The sequence below is a fragment of the Mesorhizobium sp. ORM8.1 genome (genome assembly GCF_053005525.2).
On the sequence record NZ_CM132600.1, the window covers coordinates 3,919,985 to 3,936,666 of the forward strand.

General features: G+C 63.8%; 15 protein-coding genes and 2 pseudogenes. 8 read left to right on the forward strand and 9 right to left on the reverse strand.

What is annotated here, in order from left to right; all coding sequences use genetic code 11:
* Position 1 precedes the first annotated feature (1 nt).
* The gene (locus ACVDG8_RS19635; protein ID WP_447256162.1) at positions 2 to 934 is read right to left on the reverse strand and encodes a CHAD domain-containing protein; all 933 of its coding nucleotides are present in this window, start codon (positions 932 to 934) and stop codon (positions 2 to 4) included.
* Positions 931 to 1,403: pseudogene (locus tag ACVDG8_RS19640) on the reverse strand (CYTH domain-containing protein). The gene ACVDG8_RS19635 and the pseudogene ACVDG8_RS19640 overlap by 4 nt, the downstream one beginning before the upstream one ends.
* A gap of 103 nt (positions 1,404 to 1,506) precedes the next feature.
* Here ACVDG8_RS19640 and ACVDG8_RS19645 point away from each other — a divergent pair.
* The 4 genes from ACVDG8_RS19645 to ACVDG8_RS19660 are packed head-to-tail and all read left to right on the forward strand — an operon-like array spanning position 1,507 to position 5,214.
* Positions 1,507 to 2,214, forward strand: coding sequence for a CerR family C-terminal domain-containing protein (locus tag ACVDG8_RS19645; protein WP_447256163.1), 708 nt, complete (start codon positions 1,507 to 1,509; stop codon positions 2,212 to 2,214).
* Positions 2,211 to 3,164 (forward strand): HlyD family secretion protein, encoded by a 954-nt coding sequence (locus ACVDG8_RS19650; RefSeq protein WP_447256164.1) that lies wholly within the window; start codon positions 2,211 to 2,213, stop codon positions 3,162 to 3,164. Before ACVDG8_RS19645 ends, ACVDG8_RS19650 begins: the two co-directional genes overlap by 4 nt.
* A complete protein-coding gene (locus ACVDG8_RS19655) occupies positions 3,161 to 4,081 on the forward strand; it encodes an ABC transporter ATP-binding protein (RefSeq protein ID WP_447256165.1) in 921 nt (306 codons plus the stop codon). Before ACVDG8_RS19650 ends, ACVDG8_RS19655 begins: the two co-directional genes overlap by 4 nt.
* Positions 4,078 to 5,214, forward strand: coding sequence for an ABC transporter permease (locus ACVDG8_RS19660; protein WP_447256166.1), 1,137 nt, complete (start codon positions 4,078 to 4,080; stop codon positions 5,212 to 5,214). Before ACVDG8_RS19655 ends, ACVDG8_RS19660 begins: the two co-directional genes overlap by 4 nt.
* 93 nt (positions 5,215 to 5,307) lie before the next feature.
* Here the strand turns inward: ACVDG8_RS19660 and ACVDG8_RS19665 are convergent, their stop codons facing one another.
* The 3 genes from ACVDG8_RS19665 to ACVDG8_RS19675 all read right to left on the reverse strand — a co-directional run bounded on the left by ACVDG8_RS19665 (position 5,308) and on the right by ACVDG8_RS19675 (position 8,285).
* Positions 5,308 to 6,285 (reverse strand): threonine/serine dehydratase, encoded by a 978-nt coding sequence (locus tag ACVDG8_RS19665; protein ID WP_447256167.1) that lies wholly within the window; start codon positions 6,283 to 6,285, stop codon positions 5,308 to 5,310.
* 172 nt (positions 6,286 to 6,457) lie between these two features.
* Positions 6,458 to 7,621: an IS4 family transposase gene (locus ACVDG8_RS19670; protein WP_447253600.1), complete on the reverse strand. Its 1,164-nt coding sequence runs from the start codon at positions 7,619 to 7,621 to the stop codon at positions 6,458 to 6,460.
* A gap of 340 nt (positions 7,622 to 7,961) precedes the next feature.
* Complete coding sequence (locus tag ACVDG8_RS19675) at positions 7,962 to 8,285, reverse strand: hypothetical protein (protein ID WP_447256168.1); 324 nt, start codon at positions 8,283 to 8,285, stop codon at positions 7,962 to 7,964.
* Between the two features lie 167 nt (positions 8,286 to 8,452).
* Between ACVDG8_RS19675 and mbfA the strand changes: the two genes are divergently transcribed.
* Positions 8,453 to 9,436, forward strand: a complete 984-nt coding sequence (mbfA, locus tag ACVDG8_RS19680) for an iron exporter MbfA (RefSeq protein WP_447256169.1) — start codon at positions 8,453 to 8,455, stop codon at positions 9,434 to 9,436.
* Here the strand turns inward: mbfA and ACVDG8_RS19685 are convergent.
* Both ACVDG8_RS19685 and ACVDG8_RS19690 read right to left on the reverse strand, forming a co-directional pair.
* Positions 9,433 to 9,777, reverse strand: coding sequence for an antibiotic biosynthesis monooxygenase family protein (locus tag ACVDG8_RS19685; protein WP_447256170.1), 345 nt, complete (start codon positions 9,775 to 9,777; stop codon positions 9,433 to 9,435). The two genes, mbfA and ACVDG8_RS19685, sit on opposite strands and share 4 nt — an antisense overlap.
* Positions 9,774 to 10,142: an NIPSNAP family protein gene (locus ACVDG8_RS19690; protein ID WP_447256171.1), complete on the reverse strand. Its 369-nt coding sequence runs from the start codon at positions 10,140 to 10,142 to the stop codon at positions 9,774 to 9,776. The genes ACVDG8_RS19685 and ACVDG8_RS19690 overlap by 4 nt, the downstream gene beginning before the upstream one ends.
* Before the next feature lie 167 nt (positions 10,143 to 10,309).
* Here ACVDG8_RS19690 and ACVDG8_RS19695 point away from each other — a divergent pair, with 167 nt between their 5' ends.
* Positions 10,310 to 10,984: an ArsR/SmtB family transcription factor gene (locus tag ACVDG8_RS19695; RefSeq protein WP_447256172.1), complete on the forward strand. Its 675-nt coding sequence runs from the start codon at positions 10,310 to 10,312 to the stop codon at positions 10,982 to 10,984.
* 113 nt (positions 10,985 to 11,097) lie between these two features.
* On the opposite strand, the gene ligD is transcribed toward ACVDG8_RS19695, so the two are convergent.
* A complete protein-coding gene (gene ligD, locus ACVDG8_RS19700; RefSeq protein WP_447256173.1) occupies positions 11,098 to 13,599 on the reverse strand; it encodes a DNA ligase D in 2,502 nt (833 codons plus the stop codon).
* Positions 13,600 to 13,611: 12 nt separating this feature from the next.
* Positions 13,612 to 14,476, reverse strand: a pseudogene (gene ku / locus ACVDG8_RS19705) (non-homologous end joining protein Ku).
* Positions 14,477 to 14,655: 179 nt separating this feature from the next.
* On the opposite strand from ku, the gene ACVDG8_RS19710 reads away from it, so the two are divergent.
* Both ACVDG8_RS19710 and ACVDG8_RS19715 read left to right on the forward strand, forming a co-directional pair.
* Complete coding sequence (locus ACVDG8_RS19710) at positions 14,656 to 14,961, forward strand: hypothetical protein (RefSeq protein WP_447257452.1); 306 nt, start codon at positions 14,656 to 14,658, stop codon at positions 14,959 to 14,961.
* A gap of 181 nt (positions 14,962 to 15,142) precedes the next feature.
* On the forward strand, positions 15,143 to 15,595 hold the full coding sequence (locus ACVDG8_RS19715) for a thiol-disulfide oxidoreductase DCC family protein (RefSeq protein WP_447256175.1): 453 nt from the start codon (positions 15,143 to 15,145) through the stop codon (positions 15,593 to 15,595).
* The last annotated feature ends 1,087 nt before the right edge of the window (positions 15,596 to 16,682 follow it).

Sequence of the window (16,682 nt, forward strand, 5' to 3'; positions counted from 1 at the left end):
ATCAGGCGACGTTGGCTTCTTCCTGGGAAGCCGCGAGATCGTCGCGCGCCTTGCGCGCTAGTTTCCTGGCCGAGCGCTTGGGGCTGTCGCCGAACAGGTCGGCGGCCTCGGCGAGGCAGATTTTGATCAGGCTCTTTTCCGAGCGCTTCAAAAGCTTGCGTAGCAGCTTGGTCTCATCGGCCGGGCCGAGCTGTTCGCCATCGGCATTGAGCAGCGCGCGCATGACGAACACGTCATGCAACTCGCCGAGCTCTTCGCCGAGCTTGTCGACCGCCTTGCGGCGCGCCTTGATCGGCGTCGGCCACAGGCGCCCGAGCAGCGACAGATGCATCGAGTGGGTCTTGGCCGCCTTGCGCAGGTCGTGAAAATCATCGGCCTCGCCGCGTGACTCGGCCTTGTCCAGCGCTTTCTTCGCCCGCCGCAAGGTGGTGCGGGCGCCGTCGGCCAATATGTCGGCGGCCTGCTCCGGCTGGTCGGACAGCGCCAGCCTGTCGACACGCTCCAGGCCCTCCTGGCAGGCGGCGATGGCGGCATTTATGGCGGCGTCGAGGCCTGGGCCGGCATGCAGTTCATGCTGGCGCATCAGCAACCGCTCGCGCACCGGATCAAGCCCGCCGCCGGCGGACTGCTCCGGAAAAGCGTCGGCCAGGCGATCGATGGTCTCGATCAGCGCGGTCGCCTCGCGCGGCCCAGCGAGCAGCGCCGAGACCTGCTTGTAGCACTCGTTCTCGGTCTGGCAGAACGGTTCGTCACCGGAACGAACCAGGCGTAGCAAGGCACGCACGCTTTTCAGCCGCTTGCGGCACTTGTGCAGACCCTGCTCCGGCTTCTCGCGCGCCGTCTCGAGATGAGCGACCGCCTTGCCGATCTCGTCGGCCAATATGCGCCTGACCTCGCCGGTCAGCGGCAAGCGCGGATCTATGCGGAAGCTCATGCGGCGATCTCCGGAATCCCCCGAGGGCCAGCGACGCGTTGTAGAACTTCGACTCGCCGGTGACCTCGTGACCGAGCCAGTCGGGCAGCATTTCGTCAGGAACGTCGTCCGGCGTCTCGAGTTCCGCGATCACCAGGCCCGCGAGCTTTGCGCCGAACACATCGACTTCATAGAGATAGCCGCGGTGTCTAACATGGTGGCGTGTCTTCTCGATGACACGTCCCAGCGCGAACGCCTTCAGTTCCTCGGCCTCGGCAAGCGGGATGGAATATTCGAATTCGTCGCGCTCGCGCGCCCTTTCGCCGAATTTGAGCGTCAACCGGGCGGACTGTCCATCGCTGATGCGCACCCGCACCGTGCGCCCGGGTTGGGCGGCGACATAGAACTGGCGGATACGAATCTCCGCTTCGACCAGACCGCGCCAGGCGGAACTGGAGACCAGGAACTTACGCTCGACTTCCTTGCCCATGGCCGCGCAATAAAGCGCGCGCGGATCGAGAAGGCAAGCCGGGCTCGAAATGATTTGACTTTATGATTTGACTTTAATCAATCGATTGATTAATACATTAGCAATGATCAAATCGCCAAACGATAAAATACCCCGCCAGGAGGCCTCTCCCGCCGAGCAGACGCGCGCGGCGCTGGTGGCGGCTGCGCTCAAGCTGTTTGGGCGGCAAGGTTTCGACGGCACCTCGACGCGCGAGATCGCTGCGGAAGCGAAAGCCAATATCGGCTCGATCGCCTATCATTTCGGCGGCAAGGAAGGCCTGCGCGCGGCGGCCGCCGACCACATTGTCGAGACCATCCAGGCCATCGCAGGCCCGGTGCTCGGCGCTACCACCCAGCCGGCCGCGCCCGCGAGCCAGGAAGCAGCCCGGGCGCAGCTCTTTGCCGTGCTGGAAGGGATGGTGAGCTTCATCGTGGCAAGCCCGCAGGCCGGCGAGATCGTACAATTCGTACTTCGCGAGCTCTCGCATCCGACCGCGGCGCTCGACCGCATCTATGCCGGCGTGTTCGAGCCGACGCACCGGCGGCTGTGCCAGGTCTGGGAGCAGGCAACCGGCGAGCCGGCCGAAAGCGAGGCCACCAAGCTCACTGTTTTCACCATGATCGGCCAGGTCATCTATTTCCGCATCGGCCGCGAAGCCGTTCTGCGCAGGATGGGCTGGCGCGAGATCGGCAAGGACGAGGCCGCCAAGGTGGTGGCTGTGGCAACCGGCAATTTGAAAGCCATGCTGGCGGCGCGCCAACCGGCCGCCGGCAAGGAGGGCAAGTCATGAGTTTCTTCTGTTCGTTGCCGCTGGCGGCGCAGCTGTTCGGCGCCTGCGCGCCGACCGCGCCGCTCGCTGTCGGCTATGTCGAAGGCGAATATGTGCTCCTGGCGCCGATCGAGGTGGCGCAGGTCGAGACGGTGACGGTCAAGCGCGGCGACCGCGTCGAGACCGGCGCCTCGGTGGCAACGCTGGAAAACGCCGACGCCGAGATCGCCGTGGCGCAGGCTGAGGCCGCACTGGCGCAGGCGCAGGCACAGCTTGCCGACCTGCAGGTGGGCAAGCGTCCAGAAGAAATCGCGGTGCTGAAGGCGGAGGTCGATATGGCCAAGGCCCAAGCCGCCGACGCCAAGCGCAAATATGACCGCGCCAGCGATCTCTACAAACGCGGCACCGGCACGCAGGCTGATTACGATACGGCGTCGGCCTCGCTGGAGACGGCCAATGCCCAGGTCGGCCAGGCCGAAGCCAATCTCGCGGTCGGCAACCTGCCGGCGCGATCCGAGACGATCAAGGCCGCCGAGAACCAGGTCAAGCAAGCGCAATCCGAACTGAGACAGGCGCAATGGCGGTTGTCGAAGCGGGTGCTGACGGCGGCCTCGCCCGGCCGCGTCAACGACGTCATCCGCAATCCCGGCGACACCGCCGGGCCGACCGCGCCGGTGATTTCGATGCTGCCCGACGGCGCGGTGAAGCTCAGCGTCTATATACCGGAAACGGCTTTTTCGTCGGTCAAGGTCGGCACGCTGCTTGCCGTCCGTTGCGACGGGTGCGGGACGGATCTGAAGGCGCGCGTCAGTTATGTCTCACCCGATCCGGAATTCACGCCGCCGGTGATCTATTCGCTCGAGGCCCGGCAAAAGCTGGTCTATCTGGTCGAGGCGCGACCGGAAGGCAATGCCGGCCCGCTGCAGCCCGGGCAGATTGTCGATGTCGATCTGGCGGACCTCGGAAAATGAACGCCATCGACGTTCATGGCCTGGTCAAGCGCTTTGGCGACAAGACGGTTGTCGACCATGTGACGATGACGGTGGCCGAAGGCGAGATCGTCGGCTTCCTCGGGCCGAACGGCTCGGGCAAGACAACGACCATCCGCATCATGTGCGGGCTTTTGACGCCGGACGAGGGCGACGGCACGGTGCTCGGCTTCGACATCCGCAGCGACGCGCTCAAGATCAAGCGCGAAGTCGGCTACATGACGCAGAAATTCTCGTTCTACGAGGATCTGACGATCGGTGAGAACCTCGAATTCGTGGCGCGGCTCTACCGGCTGAAACCGGTCGAGGACTATGTATCGCGCACGCTGGAGGAATTGGGGCTTGCGACGCGCCGCAACCAGCTGGCCGGCACGCTTTCCGGCGGCTGGAAGCAGCGGCTGGCGCTGGCGGCCTGCATCATGCACAAGCCGAAGCTGCTCTTGCTCGACGAGCCGACCGCCGGCGTCGACCCGAAGGCGCGGCGCGAGTTCTGGGACGAAATCCACCGGCTGGCGAGTGGCGGCCTGACCGTGCTGGTCTCCACGCACTACATGGACGAGGCCGAGCGTTGCCACCGCATCAGCTACATCTCCTACGGCAAGATGCTCGCCACCGGCACGGTGGACGAGGTGGTCAAGAACGCCGGATTGACCACCTTCGTGCTGCAGGGGCCGCGTCTGGACCAGGTCGCCGAGGCGCTGCAAGGCCGTTCCGGCGTCGACCAGGTGGCGCCGTTCGGCGCCACGCTGCATGTCGTGGGCTCCGACAAGGCGGCGCTGGAAAAGGCGCTTGCCGACATCGAGAAGGAGCACAAGGGCGTCACCGTGCGGCCCGGCGAGACCAGCCTCGAGGATGTGTTCATCCAGTTCATGTCCGGCTCGAAGGACAATATGGCATGAACGCGGTGTTCTCCTTCGCCCGGCTCGGTGCGCTCCTGATCAAGGAATTCATCCAGATGCGGCGCGACCGCATCACCTTCGCCATGATGCTGGGCGTGCCGCTGATCCAGCTGGTGCTGTTCGGCTACGCGATCAACAACGATCCGAAGAGCCTGCCGGCCGCACTGGTTGCGACCAGCAGCGACCCTTACACGCGCGCCATGGTCTCGGCGCTGCAGACGACCGGCTACTACCGCTTCGACCATGTGGCCGCGAGCGCGGCCGACGCCGAGTTCCTGATGGAGCACGGCGATGTCGCCTTCGTCGTCACCATCCCGGCCGATTTCGCACGGCGGGTGGAGCGCGGCGACAATCCGCAGATACTGATCGAGGCCGACGCCACCGATCCGGCTGTGGCCAGCGGCGCCATCTCGACGCTGAGCACCGTGGCGAGCCAAGCGCTGCTTCGGGCGCAAGGCACGCAGGAAGCCGCCAAGGAAGCGGCGCGCGGCCAGCTCGATGTCGTCGTGCATCGCCGCTACAATCCGGAAGGCATCTCGCAATACAACATCGTGCCCGGCCTGCTCGGCGTCATCCTGCAGATGACCATGGTGATGATGACCTCGATCGCGCTGACGCGCGAGACCGAGCGCGGCACGATGGAAAACCTTCTGGCCATGCCGTCGAGCCCGCTCGAGATCATGATGGGCAAGGTGCTGCCTTATCTGGCGGTCGGCGCGGTGCAGGTGCTTGTCGTGCTGGCGGCGTCGAAGCTTTTGTTCGCCATCCCCTTCACCGGGTCGATGTCGCTGCTTCTGTCCGCCGTGCTGGTGTTCGTGCTGGCGCTGGTGCTGCTCGGCTACACGATCTCGACAATCGCGCGCACGCAGATGCAGGCTTTGCAGCTCACCTTCTTCTTCTTCCTGCCCTCGATCATGCTGTCGGGCTTCATGTTCCCCTATCGCGGCATGCCGGGCTGGGCGCAGACGCTGGGCGAGATTTTCCCGCTGACGCATTTCCTGCGCATCACCCGCGCCGTCATGCTGAAGGGCGCGGAACTGCCGGCGGTGGCGACCGAAATCGGCTGGCTGGTCGCCTTCGTGGCGCTGTTTGCCGGGGTGGCGCTGGTGCGATTCAGGCGAACGCTGGATTGAGGCTCTGTTTTAGAATCTTTAAATGTCGGCGGGACAGAGGGGGCGCGAAGGAACGCGGCGCTTCCGGCCTCCGGCACCGCCTCTCCCGAAAATCTACGCCGCCGCCATGATCCCGGCATAGGTGCCGAAATCGACATTGCCGCCGGACAGCACCACGGCGACGCATTTGCCGGCGAGGTCGATCTCGCTGGACGACAGCGCGGCCAGCGCCACGCAGCCGCCTGGCTCGACCACCAGCTTGAGATGAGCCATGGCGTCGCGCATCGCCTGGGCGACCGCGGCGTCGGAGACGGCAATGGCGCCGGCAAGGTTGCGGCGATTGATCTCGAAGGTGATCAAGCCGGGCTCGGCTGTGAGGATGGCGTCGCAGATCGAGGTGTAGCCCGGTTCGTTCGAGACCCGCTCGCCCTTGGCCAGCGAACGGCGGGTGTCATCGAAATGCTCGGGCTCGACCGCCCAGACGGCGGTGCTCGGCGAGGCGTCCTTGACCGCAACGGAAATGCCGCTGCTCAGCCCGCCGCCGCCGCATGGGACGACCACGGCATCGAGCGTTACGCCGAGCGCGCTGGCTTGCTTCATCAACTCCAGTCCGATCGTGCCCTGGCCGGCGATGATGGCTGGGTCGTCGAAGGGCGGTACCAGCGCCATGCCCTTCTCCATATAGGGGCGAACGACCGTCATGCGGTCGTCCTTGAAACGGTCGAACGGCACCACCTCGGCGCCCATTTTGCGGACATTGCCGATCTTCAGCGCCGGCGCGTCGGCGGGCATGGCGATGACCGCCTTGACGCCGAAGATGGCGGCTGAGGCCGCCACGCCCTGCGCATGGTTGCCGGAGGAGAAAGCGACGACGCCACGGCTGCGCTCCTCCTCGCTCAGCGACGACAATTTGTTATAGGCGCCGCGGATCTTGAAGGAGCCGGTGCGCTGCAAGGTCTCCGGCTTGAACAGGATGCGGCCGCCATGGCGTTTGTTGAGCTCGGGGGATTCGATCAATGGCGTCTCGACGATGAGGCCGGCTAGCCGGTCGGCTGCGGCACGGATATCGGAAATGCCGGGCAAGGCGGTCATGGTTTTAAGCCCTCACAGAAATCGGTAGCCAATGCTGCACGGAAACCGAGGCGGCACGCCAACGAAAAAATGTGATGGTTACAAGGTTGGCAAATTATAGCCACCGCTGGCGCCGCCCCTCATCTGGCTGCCGCCATCTTCTCCCCGTTCACGCAGGGCTGTCCGGGGAAAGTTATTCATATATGAAGGCCATCTGATTGGGGGAGGATCGGTCTCTTGGTCGGCTCGGATTGACCGGCGGCGGCTTGTCGATGGCGTGTATTTTTCGCCGCCCGAACAAGTATTGGGCGACCATCTCTGTGAACCTCAGGATTGGAATGGCGACGCAGCGGGTGCGCGCGACGATGCGCAGCAGTGCATAGGCCATCATTGCCGCGAAGAGCTGCAGGCGGATTGCATTGGCGTTATTGCCCAGGAACTTGCGGATATTGAGGTGCTGCTTGATCCAGCGGAACAGAAGCTCGATTTGCCAGCGGCCTTTGTAGAGCTGCCCGATCTCGACTGCGGAGCGCTCCAGGTCGTTGGTCAAAAGCATGATGGTGTCGCCCTGCTCGCGCTGAATGCGCAGGCGCCGCAGGCGCATCGGCAGCTTGCAAACGCCCTTGCTGACCAGGCTCACCTCACTGTCTTCCAGGACCAGGAAGCCGTCGCCCTGCGGCTCGGCTATGGGGCGATTGCACACCTGCGCCAGCCCCATGTTGGTCTTGGGCCGCGTCACGAAGACCGACCCGGCCTCGGCGATCGCCGTCCACCAGCCATAGTGGCAATAGCCCTTGTCGAACACATAGGTCGCCGCGGGTTCGATGGTGATCCGGCGGCCGATCTGGGCGTCGTTGACGTTGGCGTCGGTGATGTCGAGGACGCGCGGATGGTCGGCCTTCGGGTCATAGACGACATGCACCTTCATGCCGCGGATGCGGCCGTTCGACTTGGCCCAGTCGCACAGCTTGCCGAGTGGAATGGGGGTCGAGTCGATCAGCCGCAGCATGTCTTGGCCCTCTTGCCGCGTCTGTCGGTCGAGCAGGCCCGCCACAAGGCTGAAGGCCTCGGCAAAGATGGCGACCGGACGCCGTCTGTTGGCGTCCGACAAGGTCGAACGCATCAGCGGACCGCTGCCCAGGTGGTAATGGTGCTGGCGGTTGGCGTTCCAGCCGGCCTCCAGGCCGCGCAGACCGCTGCTGCCGCAGAACTGGGCATAGATCAGCACCACCAGATGATCCCAGCTCCTGAACGATTTGTCGTAGGCATCCCCGTCGTGGCGATCCACAATTGCCTGGAATTGACGGCGATCGACGGCTTCAAGAAGCTGCCCGAAGATGCTAGGTGCAAAGCGCATGCCCCGTTCCTTTTCTGAGTCTCGACAACCAGAGAAAAGACGGACAAACCCCGTTTTACGGGGCATGCACATGCGGCATTTCGATTCACTCAAAACTTTCCCCGGACAGCCCTGCCGTTCACGGGGAGAAGGGGCTGTCATCGGTGATTTCGTCAATCGCCAAAGTCGCAATAAAGGTGGCGACGTCGCCGCCAGCCTCTTTCTCCCGTTTACGGGGAGAAATGCCCGGCAGGGCAATGAGGGGCAGCACCCAAATTGGCGGTTGGCTAAGTTTCTCTGCTTCGGCGTTCGTCGTGCGACAGCCAAAAATGGGCGTTGGTCCGCTGCGCGGGACCGCTCCTCACCCCAGCAGCGTGGTTGTCCTTTTGCTGCCGCCCAGCTTGCGCCAATTGTTGAAGCGATGCGTCGCGGCGGCGAAGGATATCTTCATCTGCTGGGCGACCGAATAACGCGACTTGCCCTCGTCGAACATGCGGTAGCAGCACTCGACGCCCTCCTCGGTCAGCTTGCCTTCCGGCGTCTTGTTGTGCGGGTTGGCTGGATCGAACTTTTCGACCTGCTCCTCGACCAGACCCTTCAGGCGCTGCAGGTCGGCCTCGATGCTGGCGATGAGATCGAGAACGGGTTTCGCGTCGAATGCGTGCGGGTGCTTCTTGTCCGTCATCCCGTGATTTCCTTCGATTTTGGCTGTTGCCATCTATATAGGCAAACATTCGGCAATAATGAAGAGGCGCTGGATCAACCTTTCATGAGCAATCCGCCTGACCTGCAATTGACGTCCGGCCGCTGAAATCCTAGTTTAGAACAATTCTAAACTAGAGTGATACCATCATGCTTTCCCGTGTTTTCGGCTTCGGCCGTCGCTCCTTCGATTCGCTCTCGGAGCAGGAGATCCTGGCGCTGGCAATCTCGTCCGAAGAGGATGACGGGCGCATCTACCGCGCCTACGCCGATGGCCTCGCGGATGACTTTCCACAATCGGCCAAGCTATTCGAGGCGATGGCCGAGGAAGAGGATGGCCATCGCGACTCGCTCATCGAGCTTTATCGCAGGCGCTTCGGCGAGCGCATCCCATTGCTGCGGCGCGAGCATGTGAGGGGCTATTTCGAGCGCAAGCCCGACTGGCTGGTGAGGCCGCTCGGCATCGAGCATGTGCGACGCCAGGCCGAGGCGATGGAGCAACAGGCCTATCGCTTCTATGTCGAGGCGGCTAAGCGGACCACCGACGCTTCGACCCGCAAGCTGCTCGACGATCTGGCGGTGGCCGAGCAGAGCCATGAGAGTTCGGCGCATCAACTGGAGCAGGAACATGTGCCGGGCACGGTCAAGGTCGAGGAGGCGACGGCCGAACAGCGCCAGTTCATCCTCACCTATGTGCAACCGGGACTGGCCGGATTGATGGACGGGTCGGTGTCGACGCTGGCGCCGATCTTCGCCGCCGCCTTTGCCACGCATGACACCTGGCAGACGCTGCTGGTCGGACTTGCCGCCTCGATCGGCGCCGGCATTTCGATGGGGTTCACCGAAGTTGCTTCCGATGACGGCAAATTGTCGGGCCGCGGCTCGCCGATAAAGCGCGGACTGACGGTCGGCCTGATGACATCTCTGGGCGGGCTCGGCCACGCGCTGCCCTATCTCATCCCGCAATTCTGGACAGCGACGGCCGTGGCCGCGGTGGTGGTGTTCTTCGAGCTCTGGGCCATCGCCTTCGTCCAGAACCGCTACATGCAGACCCCGTTCTGGCGCGCCGCCTTCCAGGTGGTGCTCGGCGGCGCGCTGGTGTTCGGCGCGGGCGTGCTGATCGGCAATGCCTAGCCATTCACCGCGCGGCTGTCCTGCGGCGCTTCGGCCCTTTCCGTCAGCCCGTAGTCGCGCACGACATGGGCGATGCGCAGCCGGTAGCCGGCAAAGATGCCGCCGCGTCCGGCCTTCTGCGCCTGGCGATGCTCCTTGGTGTTACGCCAGGCTTTCACCGCTTCCTCGTCGCGCCAGAATGACAGCGAGAGCACCCGCTTCGGGTCGACGAGGCTCTGGAAGCGCTCGATCGAGATGAAGCCGTCGATGCCGTCGAGCAGCGGCCGAAGCTCCGCGGCGATGCCGAGATAGGCATCGCGCTTGCCCTCGGCCGGCTCGACCTCGAAGATGACTGCGATCATGCCTCGATCCTTTCCTTGACCATGACATCGGTCTGAAACAGCTGTCGCGGCCCATGCGGCCCGGACACCAGCTTCAGGAAGATGCGGTCTTCCTTGAGGATGAATTTCTCGCGACGCGCGAACTCGTAGTTTGCCTTGCCGGCCGGATCCGCGGCAAGCCGGGCACGGTAGGCTTCATAGGCGGCAAGGCTCTCGATGTTATAGGCGGCATAGGCGGTGGTGGCCGAGCCTTCATGCGGCCCGAAATAGCCGATCAGGTCGGCGCCGCAACGCGGGATTGCCTGGCCCCAGGCGCGCGCATACTGCTCGAAGGCGGCCTTGCCGAACGGATCGATCTCGTAGCGGATGAAGCAGGTGATGGTCATTTCTGTCTCCTTGTTGGGTTTTGCCGCAAGCATGGTTCGACCGCGGTCGAAACATCGCTTGCGTCATTGTGCTAGGCAGTTCCGTGTCAGGAGCGTTGCCCTCGGCTCCTTGAGCTGAATCGAGATTAGTGCTCTTCTGACGAGAATGCTTCGACAAGGATCGAACTATGCGTGAAGGACCAGACATTGCCCGCATCGCCAGCCTGGTTGGCGATCCGGCCCGCGCCAACATGCTCAACGCGATGATGGGCGGCACGGCGCTGACGGCATCGGAGCTGGCGCTGGAAGCCGGCGTGTCGCTGCCCACCGCCTCCTCGCATTTGTCCAAGCTGATGGAGGGCGGCCTGCTGACGCTGGCGAGCCAGGGCAGGCATCGCTATTACGGCCTCGCCAGCGCGCAGGTAGCGGGCATGATCGAGGCGATCATCGGTGTCGCCGAAGCGGTCGGCCCCAAGCGCGTGCGGCCCGGTCCGCGCGACGCCGCCATGCGCGTGGCGCGCGTCTGTTACGACCATCTCGCCGGCGAGCAGGCTGTCGCCATGCTCGACCGGCTGTTCGACAAGAAGCTCTTGCTGCGCGAGGACAATGCGATCCGGCTGGCGCCTTCAGGCGCTTCGCATTTCACCGCGCTCGGCATCGAGATCGACGGCAAGGCGAGGCGGCCGGTATGCCGCGCCTGCCTCGACTGGAGCGTGCGGCGTTCGCATCTGGCTGGAACGCTGGGCGCCGCCATTCTCGACAAGATCATCGCCGAGAAATGGGCGCGGCGCGAGAAGGACAGCCGCGCCGTGGTGTTTTCGCCCAAAGGCAAGCAGGAATTCGAGAAAGTGTTTCTCGCCTAGAGCGGCTCCGCGTGTCACGGAATCGCCGAACCGCTCTAAGTCCTTATTTTTACGCAATTCCGGACGGAAAACCGCTACGCACTTTTCCTGGAATTGCTCTAAGGCCCGCTGGTTCAGCCGCGCTTCAGCGGCTTGCCCAGCTTGAAGAAATCCTTCCACGGATCGGGCTTCTTCAACTGCGCCAGCGTGGAGGCATCGCCGATCGGGAAAGCGTTGGGCGCGATACCTTTTTCAAGCTCGGGCCAGGTCACCGGCATCGACACCGTGGCGCCCTTCTTGGCGCGCGAAGAATAGGGCGCCACCGTCGTCGAGCCGCGTCCATTGCGCAGATAGTCGACGAAGATCTTGCCCGTGCGCGCCTTCTTCGACAGCGTCGCTGTGTAACGGTCTGGCGCGGCCTGCTCCAGCGCGCGGGCAAAATCATGGGCAAAGTCCTTGACCGCGTCCCACTCCGCCGAGGGTTTCAGCGGCACCAGCACGTGATAGCCCTTGCCGCCCGAGGTCTTGACCAGGTTGGGCAGCGACAACTCGTCAAGCTGCTTATGAATGTCGAACGCCGCCGCGCGCACCGCCTCCACGTCGACGCCTTCGTCCGGGTCGAGGTCGAAGATGATCTGGTCCGGCTGTTCCAGCGCATCGATGGTGCAACCCCAGATGTGGACCTCGACCACGCCATACTGGACAAGTGCGGCAAGCCCGTCGAAATCCTTGATGAAAAGGATTTCCTCACCGCCGTCCGGATCCTTCATCCGAAGAATCTTGTCGCTCATGCCGGGCGAGGCATGTTTCTGGAAGAAGCGCTGGCCGTGGATGCCGTCCGGGGCCCGTACCAGGCTGAGCGGCCGGTTGACGACGAATTGCTCCATGCGCGGCCAGACCAGCGCGTAGTGGTCGAGCAGATCCTGCTTCGAGACCTTCTCGTCGGGCCATAGCAGCTTGTCGGGATGCGAGAGCTTTATCGAGGTCTTTGCCGTTCCAGCCGAGGTTTTTGGCGCGGCCTTGCCGCCCGCCTTCGCTTCGGTTTCGGCCTTCTTCGGCTTTTCCTGCACGACTTCCTCCGCCGGCTTGTCTTCGCGCAACCCCTGGAACGAGGCATGGCGGATTATACGGTCGGATGTCCAGCTGCGGAACTCCACTTCGCCGACAAGTTCGGGTTTGACCCAGGTCAGGCCCTTGCCCTTCGGCACCGCTTCCGAGAAGGACGAGGCCTTGGCCTCGAGAGCATCGAGCTTCTTCTTAAGGTCCGTCGCCACCTTGCCGGAAAAACCGGTGCCGACGCGGCCGGCATAGCGCAGCTTGCCGCCCTCGTTGTACCCGACCAGAAGCGAGCGCAGGCCGCGCCCGGTCTTGTCGGACGGCAGGTAGCCGCCGATGACGAATTCCTGGCGCAGCGTGCATTTCGATTTGACCCAGCTTAGCCCGCGCCCGCTGCGGTACGGCGCGTCGGCGCGTTTCGACACGACGCCTTCCAGGCCCATGCGGCAGACATGCTGCAGCATGATTTTGCCTGGCTCGTGAAAATGATCGCTGAAGCGCAGTGCCGAATCCTGCGCCTGTCCACCGAGCAATTCGGCCAGAGCCTGCTTGCGCTCGACCAAAGGCTCGCCGCGCAGATCCTGTCCGTTGAGCCGCATCAAGTCGAAGGCGTAGTAGATGAAACGGTCGGTGCGGCGGGCCGAGAGATCGGCCTGCAGCAAGGCAAAAGACGACACGCCGCTGTCGGCCAGCACCACGACCTCGCCGTCAATGATGGCGTCGCGGCATTTCAGCCCGGCAAGCGCCGCCGTCACCGGGCCGTCGAATTTCTCGGTCCAGTCGAGGCCGGCGCGCGTCAGCAGCTTGAGCTCGCTGCCGGCAATCTGCGCCTGCATGCGGTAGCCGTCGAACTTCACCTCATGCAGCCAGTCGTCGCCCGTGGGCGTATTCTTCTCCAAGATCGCCAGTTGCGGCTCGATGAACTCAAGGCGTTTGGCCTGCGCGGCCTTGGCCTTGCCAGCGGCCGGCTTGTTGGAATGCCAGACTTTCGGCTTCTGCCCCTTGGCCGCCTTGCCCTCGCCGACCTCCTCGATCGTCAGTCCCGACTTCACCGATTTCGGTTGATCTTCAAGAACGTCCTCGCCGGGGCGGGCGGCGGCATCGTCGGATTTGATCAGCAGCCAATTGTCGCGCTTTTCGCCCGGGCGCGGCTTCAACCGCACCAGGTGCCAGCGGCCGTTGAGCTTGTGGCCTTCGAGCTCGAAGTTGATATGGCCCTTCTTCATCGCCTTGGCGGGATCGCCATCAGGAATCCATTTGCCCTCATCCCAGACCAGCACGGCACCGCCGCCATACTGACCTTTCGGAATGGTGCCCTCGAAAGAGGCGTAGTCGACCGGATGATCCTCGACATGCACCGCCAGCCGCTTTTCGTGCGGGTCGAGGCTCGGGCCGCGCGTTACCGCCCAGCTCCACAAGACGCCATCATGTTCGAGCCGAAAGTCATAATGGAGGCGGGTGGCGGCATGCTTCTGGACGACGAAGATGCCAGCGGTCCTGTTGCCCCGCGCGACCTTGCCCGCCGGCTCGGCGGTTTTCTTGAAATCGCGCTTGGCGTGATATTGCTCGAGACCAGCCATGTTGCCGCGCTCCTATGCGGATTTGCGCTTGGGCGCGGCCTTGGCCTTGGCTCGCCTGGCCGGCGCCTTGGCTGAAGATTTGCCGGCTTTGCCGCCGCCATCCGCGTTGAGGCTCTTCTTCAGCGCGTCGAACAGGTTGACGACATTGGACGGTTTCGGCGGCGCCTTGGCCTTGGGCGCCTTCCTGCCGGCCTTCTTGGCGCGGATCAGCTCGAGCAGCGCATCCTCGTAGCGGTCGTCGAATTTCGACGGATCGAATTTCGTCTTCTTCCTGTCGATGATGTGCTCGGCGAGATCGATCATCTCGTCGTCGGTCTTGGCCGCCTTGATCTCGCCGAAGACAGTGTCCGGCTGACGCACGGTATTGTCGTAGCGCAGCGTCGTCAGCACCATGCCCTTGCCCAGCGGCTCGATCACCACCGGCCGCTCCCGGCTGTAGAGCACGATGCGGGCAAGCCCTGCCATCTTCTTCTTCGACATCGCATCGCGGATGACGGCGAAGGCTTCCTCAGAGACCTTGTCCGCCGGCGAAACGTAATAGGGCGTGTCGAGATAGATCTGCTCGATCGAGGACTTCTCGACGAAACCGTCGAGACTCATCGTGTGCGAGGATCTCGATCTGCACCGCTTCGATCTCGTCCTCCTCGACATGAACGAAATCGCCGTCGCTGACCTCGTAGCCCTTGATTTCCTCGCCCTCCTCCAGCGGCTTGCCGGTCTCGGCATCGACATAGATGCGTTTGACGGTGTTGCCGGTCTTGCGGTTGAGGATGCGGAACGAGACTTTCTCGGTGTGGGTGACGACATTGGTCAGCTCGATGGCGCAGGTGACCAGCGACAATTTCAGATAGCCCTTCCAGGCGGGCCGCGGTGCCATGGCAAACTCCTGCGCGATGCGATCCTACCGCAACGGGCAGCGCTCGCTTGGGTTCCGGAAGAGGCTGACCGGGCCTTTGGCGTCGAAGCAATGAAATTTCGCATCACCGGGGCGAAGGTGAAACAGAAGCGCACCCAAGCGACATTAACGCGAAACATATGTGATGCAAAAAGCACATCATGCGCAAACGCGACAAAAGGCACCGAAAGACCCCGAATCAGCCGCATTCCGGCCACGATGCAACGACTTTCGGACCAGAAATTAACATCACGTTCACCGACTATTCACGCCTCGACGCTATGCTCCCGGACAATTCGGAAGGGACATCCGAAAACGGGACAGGGACAGGTAAAATGAACTTCTGGAACCACATTGCCGGCTATGCCGCCGCCATCCGCGAATTCGTCGCGCCAACCTATCGGCCGGAGCGTTATTATATGCGCGGCCCGGGCCCGGCCTGCGCGCGTCGCGGCAACCCGCTTTGATCATGACCCGCTCTAGCCGTCACATTGGCAGAATCTGCCGGCCGGTCGCCGACCAGCGCAGCACGACCTATCGCTCCGAGCGCCCCGCGCTGGCCTATGGCTGGCGTGCGACAACGCCGCGACTTTGACGCCGCCGCCGGCTGGCTTAGTGTTCTAAAGACACGAAGCAGCCGGGGCCGACATGACCGACCTGCCCGACCAAAATCGTCCGCTTCTCCCGCGTCAAAGCTATGACGCCAGCAAGCCGCTGGTCGTTTTCGACGGCGTCTGCGTGTTCTGCTCGGGCTTCATCCAGCTGATCGTCCGGCTCGATCGCGAGAAAAGCTTCCGCTTCGCCACCGCGCAGTCGCCGTTCGGCGAGGCGCTGTTTCGCCAGCACGGCCTGCCGACCGACGATTACGACAGCAACCTCGCCATCATCGACGGCGCCGCCTTCACGCGTCTGGACAGTTTCGTCGCCGTCATGGCCAAGCTTGGCCGGCCGTGGCGCGCGGCAAAGGTGCTGCTCGTTCTGCCGCGCCCGCTGCGCGACTGGCTTTACGACCGTGTCGCCAAAAACCGCTACGCGCTGTTCGGCAAGAAGGCCAGTTGCGAGATCCCTTCCGCCGAATTGCGGCAGCGGCTGGTCGGCTAGAGCAATTCCAGGAAAAGTGTGAAACGGTTTTCCGTCCGGAATTGCGTAGCAAAGAGGAAGGGGCCTGATGAAGCTTTTGATCGTCGGCGGCTACGGTATTTTCGGTGGGCGCATCGTCGATCTCCTGCTGAACGAGCCACGCCTGATCCTGCTCGTTGCCGGCCGTTCGCTCGACAAGGCAGGGGCTTTTTGCCGGGCCAGGGCTCATGCCAAGGCCCAGCTCATGCCGACAGTGTTCGACCGCGACGGCGATCTTGGCGGCCAGCTTGCCGCCTTGCAGCCCGCTATCGTCGTCGACGCCAGCGGCCCATTCCAGGCCTATGGCGAGGGGCGTTACCGGTTGATCGAAGCCTGTATCGCCGCGCACGTTCCCTATCTCGACCTTGCCGATGGCTCGGACTTCGTCGCCGGCGTCGCCGCGTTCGATCAGCCGGCAAAGCAGGCCGGCATCTTCGTGCTCTGCGGCGTGTCGAGCTTCCCGGTGCTGACGGCGGCGGCGGTGCGGCGTCTGTCGTCCGACATGGTCCGGATCGACAGCATTCGCGGCGGCATCGCGCCGTCGCCTTTCGCCGGTGTCGGCGAAAACGTCATCCGCGCCATTGCAAGCTATTGCGGCCAGCCCGTGCAACTGACACGCAACGGAAAGCTGGCCGAGGGCCGGCCGCTCACCGAGCAGATGCGCTACACGATCGCACCGCCGGGGCATGTGCCGGTCAGGAACACGCTGTTCTCGCTGGTCGACGTGCCGGACCTGCGCGCGCTGGCGACGCTGTGGCCGGAGGCGAAGACGATCTGGATGGGCGCCGGTCCGGTACCGGAGGTGCTGCACCGGTCGCTGATCGGGCTGGCGTGGCTGGTTCGCGCCGGTCTGGTCCGCTCGCTCACGCCGCTGGCGCCGCTGATGCATTGGGCGAGCAACCGGCTCGCCTGGGGCGAGCATCGCGGCGGCATGTTCGTCGCGGCCGAAGGCGCGGACAAGGCCGGCAGCCCGAGCCGGCGATCCTGGCACCTCCTGGCCGAAGGCAGCGACGGGCCACTGATCCCGGCCATGGCGGTCGAGGCGATCATCCGCAAGGCGGTCGACGGC

Bases quoted from the DNA above. Each gene is read 5' to 3' on its own strand.
- ACVDG8_RS19690 (WP_447256171.1), bottom strand. From the start codon at position 10,142: ATGACCATCACCTGCTTCATCCGCTACGAGATCGATCCGTTCGGCAAG.
- ACVDG8_RS19710 (WP_447257452.1), top strand. From the start codon at position 14,656: ATGCGCAAACGCGACAAAAGGCACCGAAAGACCCCGAATCAGCCGCAT.
- ligD (WP_447256173.1), bottom strand. From the start codon at position 13,599: ATGGCTGGTCTCGAGCAATATCACGCCAAGCGCGATTTCAAGAAAACC.
- ACVDG8_RS19695 (WP_447256172.1), top strand. From the start codon at position 10,310: ATGCGTGAAGGACCAGACATTGCCCGCATCGCCAGCCTGGTTGGCGAT.
- ACVDG8_RS19635 (WP_447256162.1), bottom strand. From the start codon at position 934: ATGAGCTTCCGCATAGATCCGCGCTTGCCGCTGACCGGCGAGGTCAGG.
- ACVDG8_RS19645 (WP_447256163.1), top strand. From the start codon at position 1,507: ATGATCAAATCGCCAAACGATAAAATACCCCGCCAGGAGGCCTCTCCC.
- ACVDG8_RS19660 (WP_447256166.1), top strand. From the start codon at position 4,078: ATGAACGCGGTGTTCTCCTTCGCCCGGCTCGGTGCGCTCCTGATCAAG.
- ACVDG8_RS19665 (WP_447256167.1), bottom strand. From the start codon at position 6,285: ATGACCGCCTTGCCCGGCATTTCCGATATCCGTGCCGCAGCCGACCGG.
- ACVDG8_RS19675 (WP_447256168.1), bottom strand. From the start codon at position 8,285: ATGACGGACAAGAAGCACCCGCACGCATTCGACGCGAAACCCGTTCTC.
- mbfA (WP_447256169.1), top strand. From the start codon at position 8,453: ATGCTTTCCCGTGTTTTCGGCTTCGGCCGTCGCTCCTTCGATTCGCTC.
- ACVDG8_RS19655 (WP_447256165.1), top strand. From the start codon at position 3,161: ATGAACGCCATCGACGTTCATGGCCTGGTCAAGCGCTTTGGCGACAAG.
- ACVDG8_RS19685 (WP_447256170.1), bottom strand. From the start codon at position 9,777: ATGATCGCAGTCATCTTCGAGGTCGAGCCGGCCGAGGGCAAGCGCGAT.
- ACVDG8_RS19715 (WP_447256175.1), top strand. From the start codon at position 15,143: ATGACCGACCTGCCCGACCAAAATCGTCCGCTTCTCCCGCGTCAAAGC.
- ACVDG8_RS19670 (WP_447253600.1), bottom strand. From the start codon at position 7,621: ATGCGCTTTGCACCTAGCATCTTCGGGCAGCTTCTTGAAGCCGTCGAT.
- ACVDG8_RS19650 (WP_447256164.1), top strand. From the start codon at position 2,211: ATGAGTTTCTTCTGTTCGTTGCCGCTGGCGGCGCAGCTGTTCGGCGCC.